The 15643-nt window shown below is 61.9% G+C and carries 12 protein-coding genes; 4 read left to right on the top strand and 8 right to left on the bottom strand.

What is annotated here, in order from left to right; all coding sequences use genetic code 11:
• The first annotated feature begins 96 nt into the window (after positions 1-96).
• Positions 97-1029, top strand: coding sequence for a hypothetical protein (locus EHW12_RS06530; protein ID WP_125050427.1), 933 nt, complete (start codon positions 97-99; stop codon positions 1027-1029).
• Here the strand turns inward: EHW12_RS06530 and EHW12_RS06525 are convergent.
• Positions 1019-2959, bottom strand: a complete 1941-nt coding sequence (locus EHW12_RS06525) for a prolyl oligopeptidase family serine peptidase (protein WP_125050426.1) — start codon at positions 2957-2959, stop codon at positions 1019-1021. The two genes, EHW12_RS06530 and EHW12_RS06525, sit on opposite strands and share 11 nt — an antisense overlap.
• Positions 2960-3035: 76 nt before the next feature.
• Between EHW12_RS06525 and EHW12_RS06520 the strand changes: the two genes are divergently transcribed.
• Positions 3036-4289 carry a pyridoxal phosphate-dependent aminotransferase gene (locus EHW12_RS06520; RefSeq protein WP_125050425.1) on the top strand — a complete coding sequence of 418 codons (1254 nt, stop codon included), beginning with the start codon at positions 3036-3038 and terminating at the stop codon, positions 4287-4289.
• Positions 4290-4797: 508 nt separating this feature from the next.
• Entirely contained in the window at positions 4798-6060 is a 1263-nt protein-coding gene (locus EHW12_RS06515; RefSeq protein ID WP_003943628.1) for a YibE/F family protein, read from the top strand.
• A gap of 9 nt (positions 6061-6069) precedes the next feature.
• Here the strand turns inward: EHW12_RS06515 and EHW12_RS06510 are convergent, their stop codons facing one another.
• Both EHW12_RS06510 and EHW12_RS06505 read right to left on the bottom strand, forming a co-directional pair.
• On the bottom strand, positions 6070-7746 hold the full coding sequence (locus tag EHW12_RS06510) for an Hsp70 family protein (RefSeq protein WP_241199116.1): 1677 nt from the start codon (positions 7744-7746) through the stop codon (positions 6070-6072).
• A 148-nt stretch (positions 7747-7894) separates the two neighbouring features.
• Complete coding sequence (locus tag EHW12_RS06505) at positions 7895-9214, bottom strand: UDP-glucose/GDP-mannose dehydrogenase family protein (RefSeq protein WP_125050423.1); 1320 nt, start codon at positions 9212-9214, stop codon at positions 7895-7897.
• A gap of 108 nt (positions 9215-9322) precedes the next feature.
• Here EHW12_RS06505 and EHW12_RS06500 point away from each other — a divergent pair, with 108 nt between their 5' ends.
• Positions 9323-9847 (top strand): protein-tyrosine-phosphatase, encoded by a 525-nt coding sequence (locus EHW12_RS06500; RefSeq protein WP_003943651.1) that lies wholly within the window; start codon positions 9323-9325, stop codon positions 9845-9847.
• Here the strand turns inward: EHW12_RS06500 and EHW12_RS06495 are convergent.
• The 5 genes from EHW12_RS06495 to EHW12_RS06475 all read right to left on the bottom strand — a co-directional run bounded on the left by EHW12_RS06495 (position 9819) and on the right by EHW12_RS06475 (position 15643).
• Positions 9819-11243, bottom strand: coding sequence for a polysaccharide biosynthesis tyrosine autokinase (locus EHW12_RS06495; RefSeq protein ID WP_054187547.1), 1425 nt, complete (start codon positions 11241-11243; stop codon positions 9819-9821). The genes EHW12_RS06500 and EHW12_RS06495 overlap by 29 nt on opposite strands.
• A 130-nt stretch (positions 11244-11373) precedes the next feature.
• Entirely contained in the window at positions 11374-12699 is a 1326-nt protein-coding gene (locus EHW12_RS06490; RefSeq protein ID WP_054187548.1) for a UDP-glucose/GDP-mannose dehydrogenase family protein, read from the bottom strand.
• A 55-nt stretch (positions 12700-12754) separates the two neighbouring features.
• Complete coding sequence (locus EHW12_RS06485; RefSeq protein WP_054187595.1) at positions 12755-13723, bottom strand: GDP-L-fucose synthase; 969 nt, start codon at positions 13721-13723, stop codon at positions 12755-12757.
• The gene (gene gmd, locus EHW12_RS06480) at positions 13720-14751 is read right to left on the bottom strand and encodes a GDP-mannose 4,6-dehydratase (protein WP_007726640.1); all 1032 of its coding nucleotides are present in this window, start codon (positions 14749-14751) and stop codon (positions 13720-13722) included. The genes EHW12_RS06485 and gmd overlap by 4 nt, the downstream gene beginning before the upstream one ends.
• Before the next feature lie 97 nt (positions 14752-14848).
• The gene (locus EHW12_RS06475; protein ID WP_054187549.1) at positions 14849-15643 is read right to left on the bottom strand and encodes a WecB/TagA/CpsF family glycosyltransferase; all 795 of its coding nucleotides are present in this window, start codon (positions 15641-15643) and stop codon (positions 14849-14851) included.

The following is a 15643-nucleotide window of genomic DNA, read 5'->3' as shown; positions in this document are numbered from 1 at the left end:
GTTCGAACTGTGGACAAGTGGTGTTCACTCACGGCTATCCACACCCCCGGGGTCACGGCTTCCTTTCCATCGCCGGGCGCAGCAAGATCGATCGACATGGGGGAACAGACACATATCATCCGCAGGCCGGACCAACTGTCGATCGGTCGCACCGATGCCGAGATCCGACAGGCCTGCGCTAGTGGAACCTGGGCCAGAATCCATCGTGGTGCGTACGTGGACAGCGGCCACCTGTCCCGCCTCGACGCATACGGACGACATCGATTGCGGGCAGAGGCCGTGGCCTGCGCCGCTTCACCCGGTGCCACTGTCAGCCACGTCTCGGCTGCGGTTCTGCACGGTTTCGAACTCTGGAACACTCCGCTCGACGTCGTTCACCTGTCCCGGAACCGGCGAGGTGGTGGCCGAAAGTCCGCTCGACGTCATGTGCACTCGACATGGCTGGCGGACAACGAGATCACCGAAGTCGATGGGCTGCGCGTCACGACTCCGGCACGAACTGTTGCGGATCTCGCGAGGACACTCACTTTCGAACAGGCTCTCGTCGTGGGCAATTCAGCGTTGCACCGTTCAAGGTTGACCAAGGACGCGGTTGCAGCCTCGCTGGCACTCAGCCCGAACCATCCGCGCCATCGACATGCGCTCCACGCGCTCACCGCGATGGACTCCCGTATCGAAAGCGTCGGTGAATCACGGAGCCTCGCATTGTTCCTGCACGAACACCTGCCGCTCCCCGAACCCCAGGTCGACATCCACGACGCTCGAGGGTTCGCCGGCCGCGTCGACTTCCTGTGGCGTGAGCAGCGCACCATCGGAGAGTTCGACGGCCGCATCAAGTACGGCCGACTGGTGCCAGCCGGTCGCAGCCCCGAGGACGCGCTCTGGAACGAGAAGCTCCGCGAAGACCGACTCCGTGACGCAGGGTGGGAGGTCGCGAGGTGGACGTGGGCCGACCTGTCGACCCCGTCACTGGTGGCAAGTCGGATCCTGGCGGCCTTCGCGCGCAGCCGCGGGGCCGTCAGCTACTGATCGCAGGCTTCCACAGCTCGAGCGTCGGAATGCCGGGTGGAGTGAATCCGAGCACCTGCCCGTAGAAGGACAGCTCGGCGTTGCGTGAGCTGATGATGGTCGACTGCTTGCGGAATCCGTGAGATTCACCCTCGTAGGCCAGGTACGCGTGCGGAATGCCCTTGGCCACCAGAGCATCCCGGAATCGCTCCGCCTGCGAGGGTGGCACGATCGGATCGTCGAGACCCTGGAGAAGCAACACCGGGCAGTTCAACCCGTCGACGTTGTTGAGTGGAGCACGTTCCGCGTACAGGTCGGCAGATTCCGGCAGCGGGCCGATCAAACCGTCGACGTAACGCGATTCGAAATCGTGAGTTTCCTGCACGAACAGGTCCAGTTCGGCCACGCCGAAATAGGAGGCACCACAAGCGAACACATCGGACGTCGTCAGTGCGGCCAGAACGGTCCAACCACCGGCAGATCCGCCTTCGATGGCAAGGCGGGCCGGATCGGCGAGCCCCTGCTCGGCCAACCCGTTGACGGCGGTGACGACGTCCTGCACGTCGACGACACCCCACTGACCGCGCAATCGATTACGGTACTCACGCCCGTAACCGGTCGACCCGCCGTAATTCACATCGACGACACCGATTCCGCGGCTGGTGAAGAAGGCGTAGACGAGGTTGAGGGCCGGTGCGACGTGCGCCGTCGGCCCACCGTGAACAAACGCGACGTACGGCGGCAGTTCATCGTCGGGCCCTTTGTATCGCGGGCTGCGCGGCGGATAAGCAACGGCGTGAACTTCTCGCCCGTGTCCGTGAGCCACGACGGCTCGCGCTTCCGGAAGATAGGCAGACTCGGGCAATTCTTCGACCGACGAACGGATTTCGGTGAGTTCACCGGTACCGAGGTCCAGTTCACGTAGCGCGCCCGCCAGTTTCGCGCCTCCCGAGATGAGCAGTAACCGATCGCCGCGAACTTGCATGAGGCCGATGCTGGTGACACCCGGGATCGCGATGTCGCGCAGTTCCCCCGACGCCGGGTCGAGTACCGCCAGCGTGTCGGTTCCGACGGTGCGTGCGGTGAGAAGGTGCCCGTTGTCGAGTTCGACGAACCAGCGCGCACCGAAGCGCCACTGTGGGCCACCGAAATCCGCATTCAGCGGGCAGGTCGGGATGATCTTGCCGCCGACGCGATAGATGTTCCACCAGCCGCTGCGATCGCTGATTGCGTAGAGTTCGTCGTCGGTGATCCACTCCGGCTGAAGGACGGACTCTTCAAGTCCGCCGATCAGCACGGAATACGCCTGAGCGACGCCGTCGACGAGTGGAGCTACCCTCAGTTCGGTACCGTCCCAGGGCATTTGCGGATGGTTCCATGCGATCCAGGCGATCTTGGTTCCACTCGGCGAAAGCCTCGGTGACGAGAGGAAGTCCGAGCCGCCGACGATCGAGCGAATCTTGCCGGAACCGTCCAGCGGAATCGCGCAGATATCGCGAGTGATCGCCCCGTCCTCCGCGTGCGCTTCCCGAACCGCCCACACCTCGCCGTTCACGATCTGCAGGTCTGCGTATCGCCACGCGGCCGGCGACGCCGGTTCGGGCGTCAGAGCCCGTGGAGTGACTCCTTCGAGGATGTACACCCGTTGATCGGAGAATTCACTGAAGACCAGTTTTCCGGACTCGGTGACCGTCCAGGCGCCACCGCCGTACTCGTGAACCCTGGTTCGCGCGTTCCACGGCGCGGGGAGGATGTCGACGGGTTGGTTGTCGAGACCGGATCGACGGATCGAGGTCCGACCACCCTCGGTCGGACGAAGTTCAGCCCACCAGATCTCGTCACCGACGTATCGTCCGCCCTCGACAGGGTGCCCACCTGCAGCCAGATCAGCTGCTCCGATCGGAGAAGTCCACGATCCGTACGGGGCTGCAATCTGCTCGCTGGGGGTCATCGCTCGACAATAGCCAACGGGGCGTGCGACACGGTCCCCGACAATGCACTTGCACAGTGGTGGAATCATGTAACTCGTGAGCACACCAGAACCCGTCCGCCACCGTCAGCCGCAGCGCGAGCTGGAGCAGTCGTCGAAGCTCCAGAACGTCCTGTACGAAATCCGTGGACCGGTGCACGCGCATGCCGCCCGGTTGGAGGCGGAAGGACACCGGATCCTCAAGCTCAACATCGGCAACCCGGCACCGTTCGGATTCGACGCCCCCGATGTGATCATGCGGGACATGATCGCCGCCCTGCCCTATGCACAGGGCTATTCGGAGTCGAAGGGCATTCTGTCGGCGCGGCGCGCAATCGTGACGCGTTACGAGCTGGTTCCCGGCTTCCCCGAGCTCGACGTCGACGACATCTACCTCGGCAACGGTGTTTCCGAGCTGATCACGATGACCATGCAGGCCCTCCTCAACAACGGCGACGAGGTTCTGATCCCAGCACCGGACTATCCCCTGTGGACTGCGATGACGAGCTTGTCCGGAGGCACGCCCGTCCACTATCTCTGCGACGAGGCCAACGACTGGAATCCCGATATCGCCGATATCGAATCCAAGATCACCGACAAGACCAAGGCTCTCCTCGTCATCAACCCGAACAACCCCACGGGTGCGGTGTACTCGATGGAGGTTCTGCAGCAGTTGGTCGATCTGGCACGCAAGCATCAGCTTCTGCTGCTCGCCGACGAGATCTACGACAAGATCCTCTACGACGAAGCCAAGCACATCTCGCTGGCAACACTTGCCCCTGATCTGCTGTGCCTGACGTTCAACGGCCTCTCGAAGGCTTATCGCGTCGCCGGCTACCGCTCCGGCTGGGTGGCGATCACGGGCCCGAAGGATCACGCGGCCGGCTTCCTCGAGGGACTCGATCTCTTGGCGTCGACCCGTCTGTGCCCCAACGTCCCCGGACAGCACGCCATTCAGGTCGCCCTCGGCGGTCACCAGAGCATCGAAGACCTGATCCTGCCCGGCGGCCGCCTGCTCGAGCAGCGCGACGTCGCTTGGGAGCGATTGAACATGATTCCGGGCGTTTCGTGTGTGAAGCCTCGCGGCGCGCTCTACGCGTTCCCTCGTCTGGATCCGAACGTCTACGAGATCCACGACGACGAGAAGTTGGTTCAGGACCTACTTCTCCAGGAGAAGATCCTGATGGTTCAAGGCACCGGGTTCAATTGGCCGAATCACGATCACCTTCGGATCGTCACCCTTCCGTGGGCCCGAGATCTCGCCGTGGCCATCGAGCGATTCGGCAACTTCCTCACCAGTTACAAACAGTAGATTCTCACGCTGAATCCGGCTGAAATCGAGTAAACAATTCGTTGTACAAATGCCCCGTAAACGTAAAACTGCGGGGCATTTGTGCGACCTTGGTCACATTTTTCGCAAACCATGCGGTTTGATTGACTCTTTAACTATTTAGTGACCTGCCCCGATGTGAAAACGGTCCAACCGGTACGTGATTCGTTGCGAAATTGGTAGTTGGACAACGCGCCAAATCGGTTTGAAATTGGGTACATTAGTTAGCAGCACTTCGGTGCCGCGAGCACCTGGTATCCCTCCCCCCCCTGTGGATACCAGGTTGGTGGCGGGGACAACCCCCCTGTTCCCCGCCACCCAGCTCGACCAATCCCAGTTTCACAACCCCTCATCGGTAGCACCGGTTTTCGCCGACTCTGCCTTGCAGCGACACTGCCTTTCACCGACACTGCCGTCAGAAGCTGACCATTGGCTTCGGAGCCGATAACATTGCACCGGTGCAAATCCCCAGTCCGACACTCAGTTTCCGATGAGTCACGGCCATGGCCACGGTGGCCCCATTCAGATCGGCCCCACCGCATCACGCGTCGTCATCGGGCTGCTCGTCGTCATCGGCATGGTCGTCGTCGCGGCAGCTGTCGCACTGTGGCCGGACAAGAACACCATTCCCGTCCCACTCCCCTTCCAGAATGCCGACGGCAGCTCGGTGGAAACCGAGGCGGGCACCGTCACGATGCAGGATCTCGGTGACTGCGGAAGTTCCTCCGCCGGAAGGGTATTCGTCGGTGCCCCGCAACCGCCGCCTACCTCCGCCTACCAGTGCCAGCGAAGTATCGTCGATATCGAATCCGGGCCGAATGCCGGAACGAAGACATTGCTCGAGGTCATTCCGGGCGCCGGTCAGCCGGACCTTCGCGTGGGTGACCACATTCGCCTGGTGCGTCAGACCGACCCGAACGGAAACACGCAGTACTCCTTCGAAGACTATTCGCGTGGGCTCCCGCTGGCGTTGATCGTCATCGCGTTCGCCGTCGTCATCATCGCAGTCGCACGGTGGAGAGGGCTGCGCGCACTCGTCGGCCTGGTGATCGCCTTCGGCGTAGTCGTCGGGTTTCTCCTACCCGCTCTGCTCGACGGCAAGCCTGCGATACCGGTTGCGCTGGTCGCCGGGGCGGTGATCTTGTACGCGGTTCTCTATCTGGCGCACGGGGTCTCACTCAAGACCAGTTCTGCTTTGCTCGGCACCCTTGCCGCCATGGTGCTCGCCGCGGTTCTCTCCTACCTCTGCATTGAACTGACACACCTCACCGGTTTGTCTGAAGAGCAGAACACCAATGTTCAGACCTATATCGAGCACATAGACATCACCGGCCTGCTGCTGGCGGGCTTCATCATCGGCTCGCTCGGCGTTCTCAACGACGTCACCATCACCCAGGCATCCTCGGCATTCGAGTTGGCCGAACTCGACAAGCATGCGTCCCGTCGAAAAGTCTTCGGCGGTGCGATGCGGGTCGGACGTGATCACATCGCCAGCACGGTCTACACCTTGGTTCTCGCGTACGCGGGTGGGGCGCTGCCACTGCTACTGCTCTTCAGCGTCAGCGGGCGCCCTCTTCAGGACGTCCTGGTCGGTGACGCTGTAGCGATCGAAATCGTACGGTCCGCGGTCGGCGGGATTGCTCTGGCTCTATCTGTTCCGCTCACTACTGCTATCGCTGTGATTCTGGCTCGGCCACCCGGTAGTGCGGTCAAGGCCGGCCCCACGTCAGGTGGCCGACACTCCAAACGCTGAAAACGAGCCTCAGAGTCCGGGAATCGGTGGGAGAACCGGCAACAGAATCGGCGGAAGCCCCGGGATGTAGATCGCCGGCGGTGGCGGCGCGGGCGCGGGCGCGGGAGGCACGTAAGTGTCCTGCACGACTGGCGGAGCCTCGACGACCGGAGGGGCTTCCTCCGTCGTCGTCGGGGGCGGGGTCGTTGTGGTCGTCGGCGGCGGAGTAGTCGTGGTCGTCGGTGCCGTCGTGGTCACCTCGGTTGCCACGGGTCCGGCGTCCTCGGAATCGAAGACCTTTCCTCCGTAGCCCAATCCCAACCCCACGATCACGATCGCCGCGATCACACCGGCGCCGAGGCCCGCAAACCGTAGCGGGTTTCTCGGCTCTTTGGATGTCGATTCAACGGGTTGTGTCCCGGCGAGCCAGGACGGGTGTGCGGTTCCTGCTCCGGGTCCCTCGCCTTCGTACATCGCCGAGTACGCCTGGGCGTCAACCATCACGGCCTCGGTGTCTGCGTCACGTTCTGTGCCGAATCCGTCCGTGGCCTGGTCGCTGTCGGCGACCACGAGATCTGCGGCCGGATCGAATCGTTGCTCGTGTCGGTTCGGTCGCGGCTGAGGCAGTTCCGCCGCGTAAGGGCTCGGCACCTGTTCTTGCGGAACGGACTTCGTGCCGGAAGTGACTTCGGACAAGGCATTTGGCCGCTCCGATTCCGCGAGCGTTGCGACCCCTCCGTGGCTGAACGCTTGAACCGGAACGGGTACCTCCGCCGGGGTGTGGATCGGATACGGCGCAAAGATCGGCGCTACAGCCGGAACCTGAACCGGGGCAGATACCGCGCGCGCCGATGGCGTCATCGACGACTCCGCGATCAGCGCAGCGCCTTGCGCAGTCACGAGTTCCGGCTGCTCGGGCGCGATGAGGGGGCACTCCAGCCACGCGGCGAGGGTCGCCCGCACGATCGGAATGCGTGCACCGCCACCGATCAGGAGAATCGCGTCGGGGTTACGGCCGGACGTTGCGATGACCTCTCGTATCTCGCGTGCGAAGGCCTCCACCGACGTGACGACCAACGAATCGAAAACTTCCCGCGACAGCAGGAGAAGCCCGCCGGGGCCGGGCAGGCACACCGCACTTCGTGAGGACAGCTGTTCCTTCGCGAGTCGGCATCGCGCCTGCAGTTCGGCATCGCCGCCCGGGTCGGCCGGCGTAGCTATACGGCGACGCACGGTCTGATCCGAGTAGACGAGCTCGTCGAAGTGATCTCCACTGACCCGCGTCGACCGGGCGGTGACGACGGTAGACCGCATCTGCCTGTCCACAATGCTGATCGTCGATCCAGAACTACCGATGTCGACGACGACAAGTGTGCTCTGGTCGGTCAACGCACCGGACTCCTCGAGCATTCGAAGCGTCGCGACTACTTCGGGAACCAGCTCGAAGTTGTCGATGCCGTTCTGTTCGAACGCTGTTTGGAGTGCTCCGGCCTGCGCTTGATCCCGGTAGGCGACGACCGTATTGCTGCCGAGGTCGGCATTCTCGGTCAAGGCCACGCCGGTTGCCTCCGCTGCCACTTCCTCCGGAATCTCGCGGCCTCGATCGACCGCTCTGGATCGGAACACCGGACCACTGTGGTCGGGCGTCCCCGGGCGCGCCAAACGCACAGCGCTGGCTCCCACCGTCACACCCAAAACCAAGTTCATGATCCACCTTCGTCGACCGTCGACGGGTTCCGTCACCAGACCCCGTCATTCCCGGCCGGAAGTCTACCCACTGGGCATGGTCTGCGAGGTTCGCGCATCTCACCTAAGGCCTTCTCGCAGCTATTTTTTCGCTACCTGGACGTTCGACCTACCGCCCCAATCCGCGATAGTTCCAACCGGCGGCGCGCCACAGGTCCGGATCGAGGCAATTTCTGGCGTCAACGATCACCCGCCGCCGAACGAGTGGTTCCAAATTGGCGGGCACGAGTGAGGCGAACTCGTCCCATTCAGTGGCGATCAAGACCACATCAGCATTCCTGCAAGCTTCTGACGTGGAGGTTGCGTAGTGAAGGGTGGGAAACAGTCGGCGAGAATTATCCATGGCCTTCGGATCGAAAACGGTGACCGCCGCCCCGTGCAACTGCATCATTCCTGCAACGTTGAGCGCAGGCGAATCGCGCACATCGTCGGATTCGGGCTTGAACGCAGCTCCCAGCACCGACACGTTAGCTCCCAGCAAACTGCCATCGCAGGCTGCCGTCACCAGTTCCACAGCTTTTGTCCGTCGTCGCATGTTGATGCTGTCGACCTCGCGGAGGAAGTACAGCGCCTGGTCGACACCCAACTCCCCGGCGCGTGCCATGAACGCCCGAATGTCCTTCGGCAGGCACCCACCGCCGAACCCCAAGCCCGCATTGAGGAACCGTCTACCGATCCGAGCGTCGTACCCGAGAGCGTCGGCCAACATCGTGACGTCGGCGCCGGTCGCCTCGCACACCTCCGCAATCGCATTGATGAAGGACACCTTGGTCGCGAGAAACGCGTTCGCAGATCCCTTGACCAACTCGGACGTCGCCAGATCGGTCACGAGGAACGGCACCCCCGCGCCCAGTATCTCGGCATACACCTCGCGAAGAACGCCTTCGGCGTTTCCCGGCCGGTCACGATCGATCCCCAGAACCAACCGGTCAGGGCTCAAGGTATCCGCGATCGCGTGTCCTTCACGCAGGAACTCCGGATTCCAGGCCACCTCTACCGAGCCACCCGCCGGCGAATTCGCTCGGAGTCGCTCGCCGAGAGCCGCTGCCGTGCCTACCGGCACCGTCGACTTCCCGACTATCAGCGAAGGCTTTCGCAACAACGGCGCCAACATGTCGATCACCGAATGAACATGACTCAGATCTGCGGCGTACTCCCCCTTCTTCTGAGGCGTCCCCACACCGACGAAATGGATGTCCGCAAAATCCGCGGCATCGGAGTAGGAAGTCGTGAACTGCAGCCGACCCGACGCCAGATTCTTCTCCAGCATGTCGGTCAGACCCGGCTCGAAGAACGGGACCTCCCCACGAGACAACTTGTCGACCTTGGACTGGTCGATGTCGACTCCCAGCACGTCGTGGCCAAGTTCGGCCATACACACTGCGTGGGTCGCCCCCAGGTATCCCGTTCCGAACACGGTCATCTTCATGTGTTGTTGGTATGCGTCCGAACTTTCCGAAACGCGTACGCCAGGTGGGCGCGAAACCAACATCGGGCGTACGACGAGTGCGTCGCGTGTGCAACCTATGCTTCTGCCATGCACGTTCTCTTCGTTTGTACGGGAAACATCTGCCGATCACCCACGGGCGAACGCCTTGCACGTGCTTATGCCGCCGAAGCCGGGGTCACCGGATTCACCGCCTCGAGTGCCGGAACCCGGGCGATGGTCGGACACCCGATCGAGCCAACTGCTGCGAGGGTTCTCGCGGGGCTCGGCGGCGACCCCACGGAGTTTCAAGCCCGACGCATGACAGCAGCGCTGGCCTCGGACGCCGACCTCATTCTCACGATGACCGAAAGTCAGCGAGACAAAGTCCTGGCGATGGCTCCGGCGCGGCTCAAGCGCACGTTCACACTTCGAGAAGCCGCACGGTTGGGCTCGCTCGCAGATGCAGGAACTGTCGAGGACCTCGCCGCCGCCAGACCCCGATTTCGTGCCACCGAACCCGAGGACGTCATGGATCCGATGGGTAAGGAAGAGAACGTGTTTCACGAGATCGGACTCGAGATCGCCGATCTCCTCGGCCCGCTGCTCAGCCGACTTCGCTTCGGTGAGCGTTGAGCGCGGGCACCGCGGTCAACTGCGGTAGCGACTTGTCCGACTCGTAGTAGTAGCTGTACTCGTACGCATTGCGTCCGCGAGACGGCGTCATCGTGATGACAGTGCCCAGGACGTGCGCACCCACACTCTGTAGGTTTCCGACCGCGCGCGCCAGTTGATCGCGTTTCGTGGAGCCGTGTCGGGCGATCACCAGGGCACCGTCCGACATCGCGGCCAGGACCGCGGCATCCGTGACGGGTAGCAACGGCGAGGCGTCGATGATGACGTAGTCGTATCGCGCCCGCAGTTCCTCGAGAACATGTTTGGCCGTGTCCGTGCCGAGTAGTTCGCTCGGGTTCGGCGGGATCGGTCCGGAGGCGAGCACTGTCAGCCCGTCGAACTCGGTCGGCTGAAGCACATCGTCCAGCGTCGCTTGACCGGAGAGCACCGAACTGACGCCGACACTTCCGAGCAATCCCAAATACTTCGATACTCGCGGCTTCCGGAGGTCGCCTTCCATCAGGCACACTGATTTGCCGGCCTCCGCCAAGACGAGAGCGATGTTCACGGCCGTGGTCGTCTTACCTTCGGAGGGAAGCGAACTCGTGACGACGATGACACGCGGCGGATGGTCCACCTCGAGGAACTGAAGGTTGGTGCGCAACTCACGGAAGGCTTCGGCACTCACGGAACTTCCGTCACTGAAAGCGATCGCGTGATTGACTTCGACGTCCTTGTCGAACGGGATCGTGCCCACCATCGCCGAACCCGCGATCTCTTCTACAGTTCGACGATCTTTCACCGTGTTGTCGAGTCGATCACGAATCAACGCAAGCGCGATCCCCACAACCAGTCCCGCCACCGCGCCGAGCGCGAGGTTGCGCGAAGTCTTGGGTGACACCGGAACAGTCGGCTGTTGAGCCTGCTGTTCGACGACCACACGTGCAGGCGGTGTTCCGCCGTTCTCGGGTGTCTCCAGTTCCTTTGCCAATGCCACGAATTCGGATGAGAGAGTGTTCGCGATCTCGCGTGCGAGTTCCGGTGACGCGTCCTTGACTGCGAGGTCGATCAACACAGTGTCGGGCGCCGACGTCGCAGTGACCTTGGAGGCCAACTCGTCAGCCGACATCCCGCCGACCACCCTCGGTCCCAGTTCGTCGATCGTCCGCTGTGCGAGTGTTCGGCCGGTCAGGAGTTTTGTATAGGACAGAACTCGCTGCTGTGAAAGTTGACTGCCCTGCAGTGCCTCGTTGACCGAGGTACCCGCCGACGTCGAAACGAACAGCCTCGTCGAGGCCTGGTAAACGGGCGTCGAAAGAAGAGAAGCGCCAAGGGCTCCGAGGATTCCGAGCAAGGTTACAGCAGCGACGATTCGCCATCTGGCTTGCAATATCTTCAGGTAGTCGACAATTTCCATCTTGATGTCTCCTTCGGCTCACGCATGTCCACTGCGGGTCTGAGCGGTCTTTGCCGGTCGGACCGCGAGGGCGAACCGGGCTTTATCAATTTCGATATAGATCAGCTGCGACGGACGAGACGTCCTGTGCTCACGGGCGTCCCAGTCCGCGGTAGTTCCAACCTGCGCCTCGCCAGGCGTCGGGGGAAAGGCAATTGCGCCCGTCGACGATCACTTTCTTGCGAACCAACGAATCGAGATCGGACGGCTGCAACTTCAAGAATTCGAGCCACTCGGTCAATACCAGGACGACATCGGCACCTTCGCAGGCCTCCAATGCATTTGCCGAGTAGGTCAGCGTCGGGAACAGCGCGCGCGAATTGTCCATGGCCTTTGGGTCGTACACGTTCACTGCAGCACCTTGGAGCTGAATCTGACCCGCGACGTTGAGCGCCGGCGAATCACGAACGTCGTCCGAGTCCGGTTTGAACGCGGCACCCAGAACTGCGACTCTCGCACCGAGAAGCGATCCGCATGCCTCCCGCGCCAGTTCGACCATGCGTGTACGTCTGCGCATATTGATGTTGTCGACTTCGCGCAGGAACGTCAATGCTTGGTCGGCACCGAGTTCACCGGCGCGAGCCATGAAGGCGCGGATGTCCTTCGGCAAACACCCTCCGCCGAAACCAATTCCCGCGTTGAGGAATCGACGTCCGATCCGAACGTCGTGCCCGATCGCGTCGGCGAGCACTGTGACGTCGGCGCCCGCAGCCTCGCACACTTCGGAGATGGCGTTGATGAACGAGATCTTGGTGGCCAGGAAAGCGTTCGCTGACGCTTTCACCAACTCCGCCGTCGCAAGGTCCGTGACGAGAAACGGAATCTCCTCATCGAGTAGCTCTGCATAAACTTCGCGCGCAACAGATTCCGCTCGACCGCGGACATTTCGATCGACTCCGAGCACAAGTCGGTCCGGGTGCAACGTGTCCTGGACGGCAAATCCTTCACGGAGAAACTCGGGATTCCACGCGACTTCGACGCTGTCACCGATCGGTGCCAGTTCCCGCGCGCGCTTACCGAGCCGTTCCGCGGTGCCCACCGGTACCGTGGACTTTCCGAAGATGACCGCGGGTTTGGTGAGCAGCGGCGCCAGCGTTTCGATCACGGCATCCACGTAGACCATGTCCGCGGCGAACTCACCCTTCTTCTGCGGCGTACCGACCCCGAGGAAGAACACGTCCGCAAATTCTGCAGCTTCCTCGTACGACGACGTGAACTTCAGTCGCCCTCGATCGATGTTTCGTCGTAGGACCTCGCCCAACCCTGGCTCGTAGAACGGAACTTCACCTGCTGCCAGTTTCTCCAGCTTTGCCGCATCGACATCCACTCCGAGGACCTCGTGACCGAGTTCGGCCATACAGGCCGCGTGTGTCGCGCCCAGGTATCCCGTGCCGAATACTGCTATGCGAGTGCTCATGTTGCTCGATCTGCTTTCTCGAGAGTGTGCGAAGTGTGTTGATGGGAAAAGTGATTCAGGTACGTACGGCACCGATGTTGTCGCGGTACCACGAGATCGTCGACGCGATTCCTTCGCGCAATCCGATTGTCGGCCGCCATCCGAGTTTCCGAATCATGCTCACGTCCAGCAGTTTCTGCATCGTTCCGTCCGGCTTCGAGGTGTCCCACCGCGTCTCTCCGGTGTATCCGACCTCCGTGGCGACTATCGAAGCGATCTCACGAATTGTGTGGTCCTCGCCGGTTCCGACGTTGACATGCGATGCACCGTCGTAGTTGTCGAGCAGATGCAGACACGCCGACGCCAAGTCGTCGACATGCAGGAATTCACGTCGCGGATTGCCACTCCCCCAGTTGACAACCGACTGGACTGCCGACGACTGCGCCTCGTCGTAACGCCGAACGAGGGCGGGAAGTACGTGCGATCCGTGCGGCGAAAAATTGTCTCCCGGGCCGTACAGGTTGGTGGGCATAGCTGAGATCCAGGGGCGACCATGCTGCCGCCTGGCAGCTTGAACATGGAGTATTCCCGCGATCTTTGCTATTGCATAGGCGTCGTTGGTCGGCTCGAGATGCCCGGTGAGCAGGTATTCCTCCTTGATCGGTTGCGGTGCCAATTTCGGGTAGATGCAAGATGATCCGAGGAACAGGAGACGCTCGACGCCGTGTGCGAGGGCAGCGTCGAGCACGTTCACCTGGATGCGCAGATTCTCCGACAGGAAGTCGACGAGGAAAGTGCTGTTCGCCGCAATCCCCCCAACTTTTGCTGCTGCGAGGATCACGTTGGTCGGCTTTTCGCGGGCGAAGAAATCGAAAGCAGCTTCCCGGTCACGTAGATCGAGTTCGGCCGACGTCTTTCCGAGCAACCTGGTGAAGCCCGCAGATTCCAGGTGTCGCCACACCGAAGAGCCGACCAGACCTCGGTGGCCGGCCACGTAGAACGGTGCGCCTCGATCGAGTGGTCGCGCTGCGAATGAATCACTCATCGCGTCGCCGACCAGTCGGGAAGTGCCGGAGTGTCGATCCACGGTCGCCCTTCGTGTTCGAGCGCTTCGATGTCTGCCTCGACCATGATCCGGGCCAGTTCGGGTGTGTGCACGCCGGCCTTCCAACCGAGTTTGCGCTCGGCATGACTCGGATCCCCGATCAGTGCGTCCACCTCGGTCGGCCGAAGATACCGTTCGTCGAATCGAACGTGGTTTTCCCAGTTCAGACCTGCATGTTCGAACGCGACGGTCAGGAAGTCGCGCACCGAGTAGTTGCCACCGGTGGCGAGCACAAAATCCTCAGGCTCGTCGACCTGCAGCATGCGCCACATTCCCTCCACGTACTCCGGCGCATATCCCCAGTCGCGAATCGCATCGAGATTGCCCATGTACAGATGATCCTCGATACCTGCCTGGATGCGTGCGACCGCGCGCGTGATCTTCCGCGTCACGAATGTCTCACCACGCCTCGGGGATTCGTGATTGAACAGAATTCCGTTCACAGCGAAGATCCCGTATGCCTCACGATAGTTCTTGGTGATCCAGTACGAGTACACCTTCGCCGCACCGTAGGGCGAACGTGGGTAGAACGGTGTCTCCTCGTTCTGCGGTGGCGGTGTGGCACCGAACATCTCGGAACTCGACGCCTGGTAGAACCGGCAGTCGAGTCCGGCCATCCGAACCGCTTCGAGTAGTCGGATCGACCCGACGCCAGTGGTGTTCCCGGTGTGTTCGGGTTCGTCGAAGCTGACCCTGACGTGAGACTGCGCAGCGAGGTTGTACACCTCGTCCGGCTTGATCTGCGCGAGTAGTGTCACCAGGCGCGCTCCGTCACTGAGGTCACCGTAGTGAAGAAAAAGTCGAGCATCCGCATCGTGCGGGTCAACGTAGATGTGGTTGATCCTCGAAGTGTTGAACGTCGAGGATCGACGGATCAGTCCGTGAACCTCGTAGCCTTTGGAGAGCAGCAACTCGGCAAGGTAAGAGCCGTCCTGCCCCGTGATTCCGGTAATCAGTGCGCGTTTCATCCTGCGTTCCTTCCGTTGCGGGACAGCCCGCCTGATAGTTGCGAAACCACGGTTGTGGTCCGTAGTCCTCCGAATCGCTCGGCAGTCTTGATCTCGCTCATGCGCGTCCCCCCAAACGGCCGAAGACTTTTCGTATGTCACGTGATGCCAGCCGTATGAATGTCGAGTTACCGAACAGGTAGCGCCGCCACAGACGTTTGGGTTCGGATACAAGTCGATACAACCACTCGAAACCCGAGTTCTGGACGAAAGATGGTGCCTCCGAAACAGTTCCGGCCAAGAAGTCGAAGGCCGCGCCGACACCGACGGCCACGTAGTCGGTTCGATCCGCTATCGCCTTCGTGACAAAGTCCTGCTTCGGCGCACCCAGACCGACCCACACGATGTCCGGTGACGTCGGATCGACCTTCGCGATGATGTCGTCGACGAACTCCTTGCTGAACGCGGCAAACGGCGGGGCATATGTGCCGGCCACCTTGATTCCCGGGTATAACTCCTCGACTCGATCCGTCAAGAGACCCAACGTCTCTTCTGTCGTGCCGACAAAATGGTGACGAAGGCTGTAGCGGCGTCCCTTGTCCAGGGTGGCCTCGAAGAACGACGGACCCCGGACTGGTCGAACACCGACGTGATCGGCGGTGCCGCCGATCAGGCGCATCACCCAGCTGACCGGGGTTCCGTCTGCGAAGTTCACACCGGGACCCTTCAAAACCGCGGAGTAGTCGCGATCACTGTGCGCCGCCGACACGCAGTAGGAATTCGACAACCTCACGGAGACTCCGGTTCCGGCTCCCTCTCGTCTGTCGTTGACCACCCAATCGGTAGCTCTCTCGAGATTGGTCGCGGCAAACGGAATGCCACCCACCTCGATGACCTCGAACGGACTGCTCAT

Origin of the sequence: Rhodococcus sp. NJ-530, from assembly GCF_003860625.1 — a bacterium.
In the GTDB taxonomy this organism is placed as follows: domain Bacteria; phylum Actinomycetota; class Actinomycetes; order Mycobacteriales; family Mycobacteriaceae; genus Rhodococcus_F; species Rhodococcus_F qingshengii.
This window is presented reverse-complemented; position numbering and strand designations above follow the sequence as displayed.

Excerpts from the sequence above, each read along its gene's own strand:
- EHW12_RS06505 (WP_125050423.1), bottom strand. The coding sequence starts at position 9,214 with ATGAAGATGACCGTGTTCGGAACGGGATACCTGGGGGCGACCCACGCA.
- EHW12_RS06495 (WP_054187547.1), bottom strand. The coding sequence starts at position 11,243 with ATGGAAATTGTCGACTACCTGAAGATATTGCAAGCCAGATGGCGAATC.
- EHW12_RS06500 (WP_003943651.1), top strand. The coding sequence starts at position 9,323 with ATGCACGTTCTCTTCGTTTGTACGGGAAACATCTGCCGATCACCCACG.
- EHW12_RS06475 (WP_054187549.1), bottom strand. The coding sequence starts at position 15,643 with ATGAGCAGTCCGTTCGAGGTCATCGAGGTGGGTGGCATTCCGTTTGCC.
- gmd (WP_007726640.1), bottom strand. The coding sequence starts at position 14,751 with ATGAAACGCGCACTGATTACCGGAATCACGGGGCAGGACGGCTCTTAC.
- EHW12_RS06510 (WP_241199116.1), bottom strand. The coding sequence starts at position 7,746 with ATGAACTTGGTTTTGGGTGTGACGGTGGGAGCCAGCGCTGTGCGTTTG.
- EHW12_RS06490 (WP_054187548.1), bottom strand. The coding sequence starts at position 12,699 with ATGAGCACTCGCATAGCAGTATTCGGCACGGGATACCTGGGCGCGACA.
- EHW12_RS06485 (WP_054187595.1), bottom strand. The coding sequence starts at position 13,723 with ATGAGTGATTCATTCGCAGCGCGACCACTCGATCGAGGCGCACCGTTC.
- EHW12_RS06525 (WP_125050426.1), bottom strand. The coding sequence starts at position 2,959 with ATGACCCCCAGCGAGCAGATTGCAGCCCCGTACGGATCGTGGACTTCT.
- EHW12_RS06530 (WP_125050427.1), top strand. The coding sequence starts at position 97 with ATGGGGGAACAGACACATATCATCCGCAGGCCGGACCAACTGTCGATC.
- EHW12_RS06515 (WP_003943628.1), top strand. The coding sequence starts at position 4,798 with ATGAGTCACGGCCATGGCCACGGTGGCCCCATTCAGATCGGCCCCACC.